This is a genomic window from Pseudomonas sp. 22189 (assembly GCF_052045635.1).
Taxonomy (GTDB): Bacteria; Pseudomonadota; Gammaproteobacteria; order Pseudomonadales; family Pseudomonadaceae; genus Aquipseudomonas; species Aquipseudomonas parakoreensis.
The window spans coordinates 1-4,663 of sequence record NZ_JBQEPG010000058.1 but is presented as its reverse complement, the minus strand read 5'-3'; the positions used below and the strand labels follow the sequence as shown (position 1 = coordinate 4,663).

Sequence of the window (4,663 nt, the reverse complement as noted above, 5' to 3'; positions counted from 1 at the left end):
GTTGTACTGCTGCGCGAGCCACTTCATCACGCGCACGTCGTCGATGTCGGCCCACTCGCCAGTGCCACCGCCATAGGGCGCGGCACGCAGCTTGACGATCTTCGAGCTGAAGGCGCAGTAGCTGATCACCCCGGCCCAGCGTTCGTCGTGAGCGAGGATCAGTTCGACGTTCTGCATGTGCGCGATCAGGGCGCCGCTCTCGCTGCGGGCCAACTGATCTTTCCAGCCACCAGCTGCTGGTGGGCGGACCACGGCCAGCACTTGGCGGCGAACTGCGTCGAGACCTTCGGCGACATGCAGGTCGTTGAAGTCGGTCCACTTGTCGTGGCGCTCGACCGCGAAGATCGGCGCAACCACCTGGGCACCGACGATCAAAGCGGCGTTGCTCGCCTTCTCCTCACCCGGATTCCAGGCATCGCCGTTGGGCTTGGTGGTCTTCCAGTCGTCATCGCGGCAGATGATCAGCGGGCAGCCGGCGAAGCGCTCGCGCATGACCTTGCACACAGCCAGCAGGTTGCCCGCATCGAAGGCCACGGCCACCGCGAGCGACGTCGCCATGTGCAGGCTGGCGCCGGTGGCGTAACCTTCACAGACCAGCACCGGTTCACCCGGTACTGGGTGCGGACCGAGCAGGTGAAAGGTGCCCTCCTTAGCCATCCCGTAGGGCCAGTAGGATTTGTCGCGGCCGGTGTCTTCCTGCTTGTTCGGGAAGATCACCTGCAGGCCCATGATCTGATCACGGGCGTTCTTCATTGGGACCAATACGGCGCCGGTGCGCGGCGCGTAACGCACGTTAATGCCAACAATCTGTTTGCGGTCCAGGTAATCGCTGCGCCCGGTGGTCGGCATGCGCTCAAACAGACCCTGCGCCCTTTTCGCGGCCCGCCGCGCAGCGTTGTTCGCGATTTCCGCGGCGCGGCGTTTGGCTTCTTCCTGGCGGGCGCGCATCACTTCGCGCTCTTCCGGCGACATCCGCCCGGCCTTGACCTTGATCTTCTGCGTCTCGCCCGAGCGCCAGTCACCGAAGGCGCCGAAGATCAGGGTGTCGCCCTTCTCCGTGCGCTGCTCGTGGACCACATACCAGCCGTTCTTTTCCTTGCCTTTGTCCTGGGATGTCTTGCAGCGGGTCAGCTTGCCGAACACCAGCGGTTGTGTCGGCTCCAGACCGTAATCGGCGAATTGTCCCAATACCTCATCGAGCATGCTGAATCCCCCGCTCAGAGAGGGATTGGCAACTGATGCACTGCGAGCAACCCGGTTGAGCCAGGCGGCGTGCTTCCGGGATCGGGTCGTCGCAGGCTTCACAGAACAGCAAGGAATGGGCAGCGCTTTCGGCCTTGGCAGCGCTGCGCGCGGCCATGGCCTGATCGATGCGTTCCTGCACCAGATCGTTGGCGAAATCAGCAATATCAGCCACGGTCGGCACCTCGCGTCGTCTGGTTGACGTAGGTGGCGCGGTTGAACAACCCGAGTAGCCCTTGAATGCCCCGGAACACCTGCAGACGAATCGCTGCCAGTTCCTGATCAGTCACCACACCGTCGCCGATGCTCTTGGCCCAGGTCTCGGCCAGATCCGCGACCTGGCGGAAGTATTCAGCGATGCCGGTGGTGAGGGTCTCGGGCATGTCGTTGGTGTAGGTGTCGGCCAGCTCCTGCCAGACCGTGTCACCGACCAGCGCATGCACCGCATCGAGAATGCGGCGATCCTTGGTCAGTTCGAGGATCTCGCCGAATTCCTGAATGTTGATGGAGTGGCTCGGGTGGGTCGGCGACAGTTTATGCTGCAGCGTGGTCGGGTTACGACCGGTCGTGGCTGCGATGGCAGCAGCGCCGCCCGGGTAATCGCGAGCGGCGTGGTACAGCGCTAAATCGAGCGGCAGGATTTCCCGCTGCGCCCGTTCCAGAGAACTGAGAGCAATTCGGCTCATGGCATTAATCCTAAAAGTTGCCAGTGCCGCGCGACAGAAGTTGGTGATACATTTGCCGCGTGGTCTGGAGAGGCCCAAAGCCGGCTAGGTTCGTAAGACCAACACCGGCACCGTGCCGGGGCGAACAATCCGTTGTTCACCCCTGGCGCAACAGCTGCCAGCTCTGTGGTAAGAACGGCAGCAACACCAAGGCTTCCGAGCCTTGGAAACGCGATGAAAGTCGGCGGCATGTGGTGTGCTCGCCTTCCGACATCGCGACCCGACTGCATTGTGGTGATGCTGTCGGGAGAAACTGGGCGACCCTTGGGTCGCCTTTTTTCTATGCAGCTTGTAATTCAGCGTCGGATTCGGCTGGGAATATCTCCGGTAAATCCGGCCTAAGCTGATGAGGTAGCAGCGCTCCAGAAAGTGCTTTCGATAGATGTCGAACCTGTGCGACTGGAATACCTCGCCGACGCCAATTGAAGAATCTCTGAGGGCTGATTTTGCACTCTCGCGAAAGCTGGGAAGGGCTTTTGCCGGAGGCCTCAGCAACCTGCAGTACTAAATCGAATATCTGAGCAGGTGTACTCATGACTTTATCCATACCAAACAAATTGAGCGGCAAGACCAAACAATACGTTTGTTATCATCTGAATGCAAGCGCTGTAACATTCTGTTTATGAGTAAACAAACGCAAAACCTCAAAGGCCAACGCTTCCGTGAAGCGCTCGAAGACTCCGGATTGACGGGGGCCCAGCTCGCTCGAATTCTCGATCTCGAGAATGACCAGAACATCACGAACTGGAAAGCTAGGGGCGTCCCCGCGTATATGGTCGGCGAAGTTGCGCTGACACTTGTCGTGGAGCGCGAGTGGCTAGAAGGGAAAGATGTACCGATGCGGACCAAGAGCACTGAGCGAAACCCATTACGCCCGGCTGCTAACGATTCGCCGCTTTACGTGCTGGAGCCAATGGCTCCTTGGGACTCAGAAACACCAATAGACAATGACGAGGTGGAGCTAAGGTTGTACAAGGAAGTGGAGTTATCCTCTGGACCTGGAAAGGTTGCGCGTACAGAGGTTCAGGAGATCGCTGGGCCGAAGCTTCGTTTTTCACGAGCTACGATGAGGACTTGCGGAGTAGATCCCTCAAACGCTGTATTTGCCACCAACAGCGGGAACAGTAATCACCCACTGATTCTTTCGGGAGCGACAGTCGGCATTGATACAGGAATGACACGAATCGTTGACGGCGAAATGTACGCAATCGACCACGACGGGCATTTTCGGATTAAATTTCTTCAACGTACTGCCAACGGCATCAAGATGAGGAGCTTCAATTCATATGAATACGCTGACGAAGACTATGACTTCGATCAGATCATGGCTCAGAGAGTGGTAATTCTTGGCCGCATATTTTGGTGGTCATCAATACGTCCATTGAAAGGTCCCTCTCTGATCTGACACCAAACAAAATGTGTTGACCAAAAAACAAACAGATTGTTTACTTGCCTCACTCTCCAACCACAGTGAGGCATCACCATGCGCGCCACCGCATCCCTACATGTCCATCCTGCATGCGTCAGCAATCGCAAACTGATCGAACAGCTGCAGCTCGCCACGGGCTGTCTGGTCGTCATTCATAACAGCAAACCCAAGCTTGTCGCCAAGTCCTGCCAGCCCTCTCCTATCGATCCGAACGGTGGAGGGCACGCGGCATGATCAAGTACAAGATCGACAACCGCACCCTGCAGTTGCTCAACGCCCAGGTCAACCTGACCGAAACCTTCAACCACGTCCTGCGAACAGCACCGAAACGTGAATGCCTGGCGTTTCGCCTCAAGGCTGAGCGCGGCACAGTGGAAAGCACTTTTGTCGTCGAACTGGGCAGCGAACGCCACACGCTGACCCTGCAGAACGACAAGAAGATGCACCTCAAACTCGCCGACTTCATCGAAGAGATTGCCAACGGTCCGTTCGACGCGAGCAACTCCAGCGACCTGGTGCATCGCCCGCATGCCGATCGTCAATACGGCCGTTTTGATGTCCAGGACAAGCAGCGCGTGTTCGAACTGGTGCACACCGGCGGCGTGCTGAGCCTCGACATGGGTTTTGAACTTCCTCTTCATGTGGCACTGCATCGCACCCAATCACGCCGGGGCGTCACCGCCATCTTGAGCATCGGCAACAAGAGCCCGCATACGCGTTGCTTCACCCTGTACGACCCCGATGCCGAGATCTACGCAAAGCTCATTGAGTCCATCAACCACCTTACTGCAGCGGCCACTCCTGCTGCGCATGCTGCTTGAGGAACCGTTTATGGAACGCACCCTAGCCCAAGCAGCCACTCAACTCGGCCTCACTCGCCCCAAACTGATCGCTCTCATGCGGGAGAAAGGTTTGCTCAAGGGAAACCTGCCGGCAGATCTAAAGCGCGACAAGGTGTACCTGCGGGTCAAGGACAGCCCCTGGTATGACGAGAAACACGGAATGCAGTACAGCCAGTCGACTCGGGTGAAGCAGGCCGGTATCCGTTGGCTGGCCGAGCAGTTGGACATCGATCTTCCTGCCATCCCGGCAGATCGCCGTGACGTGGCCTAGGGAGTACGCCCGCCAGATCATTGCCATGCGCACACGTGAGGAGCGCAACGCCGCGCTCCTCGAAGTGCCCGAACATCTGCGCGAGCTGACCAGACGCCACTGCCTGAACGCTTGGAACCACCCGGCACGACAACAACGCAAGGAGGCTCGACAA

The 4,663-nt window shown here is 58.5% G+C and carries 6 protein-coding genes; 3 read left to right on the top strand and 3 right to left on the bottom strand.

Features of this window, described 5'->3' with window-relative positions:
- The 3 genes from ACTJKS_RS27875 to ACTJKS_RS27865 form a co-directional block, all read right to left on the bottom strand.
- Positions 1-1,203 (bottom strand): toprim domain-containing protein (locus tag ACTJKS_RS27875; RefSeq protein ID WP_440829052.1); only part of this gene is annotated, 1,203 nt, incomplete at its 3' end.
- Positions 1,193-1,417, bottom strand: a complete 225-nt coding sequence (locus ACTJKS_RS27870) for a TraR/DksA family transcriptional regulator (protein ID WP_008080171.1) — start codon at positions 1,415-1,417, stop codon at positions 1,193-1,195. The genes ACTJKS_RS27875 and ACTJKS_RS27870, both read right to left, overlap by 11 nt.
- The gene (locus ACTJKS_RS27865) at positions 1,410-1,928 is read right to left on the bottom strand and encodes a phage regulatory CII family protein (RefSeq protein WP_083368989.1); all 519 of its coding nucleotides are present in this window, start codon (positions 1,926-1,928) and stop codon (positions 1,410-1,412) included. Before ACTJKS_RS27865 ends, ACTJKS_RS27870 begins: the two co-directional genes overlap by 8 nt.
- A gap of 661 nt (positions 1,929-2,589) precedes the next feature.
- Between ACTJKS_RS27865 and ACTJKS_RS27860 the strand changes: the two genes are divergently transcribed.
- The 3 genes from ACTJKS_RS27860 to ACTJKS_RS27850 all read left to right on the top strand — a co-directional run bounded on the left by ACTJKS_RS27860 (position 2,590) and on the right by ACTJKS_RS27850 (position 4,509).
- Positions 2,590-3,372, top strand: a complete 783-nt coding sequence (locus ACTJKS_RS27860) for a S24 family peptidase (protein ID WP_440829051.1) — start codon at positions 2,590-2,592, stop codon at positions 3,370-3,372.
- Positions 3,373-3,626: 254 nt separating this feature from the next.
- Positions 3,627-4,217 carry a hypothetical protein gene (locus ACTJKS_RS27855; protein ID WP_440828972.1) on the top strand — a complete coding sequence of 197 codons (591 nt, stop codon included), beginning with the start codon at positions 3,627-3,629 and terminating at the stop codon, positions 4,215-4,217.
- A 10-nt stretch (positions 4,218-4,227) separates the two neighbouring features.
- Positions 4,228-4,509, top strand: a complete 282-nt coding sequence (locus ACTJKS_RS27850; RefSeq protein WP_440828973.1) for a phage antirepressor KilAC domain-containing protein — start codon at positions 4,228-4,230, stop codon at positions 4,507-4,509.
- The last annotated feature ends 154 nt before the right edge of the window (positions 4,510-4,663 follow it).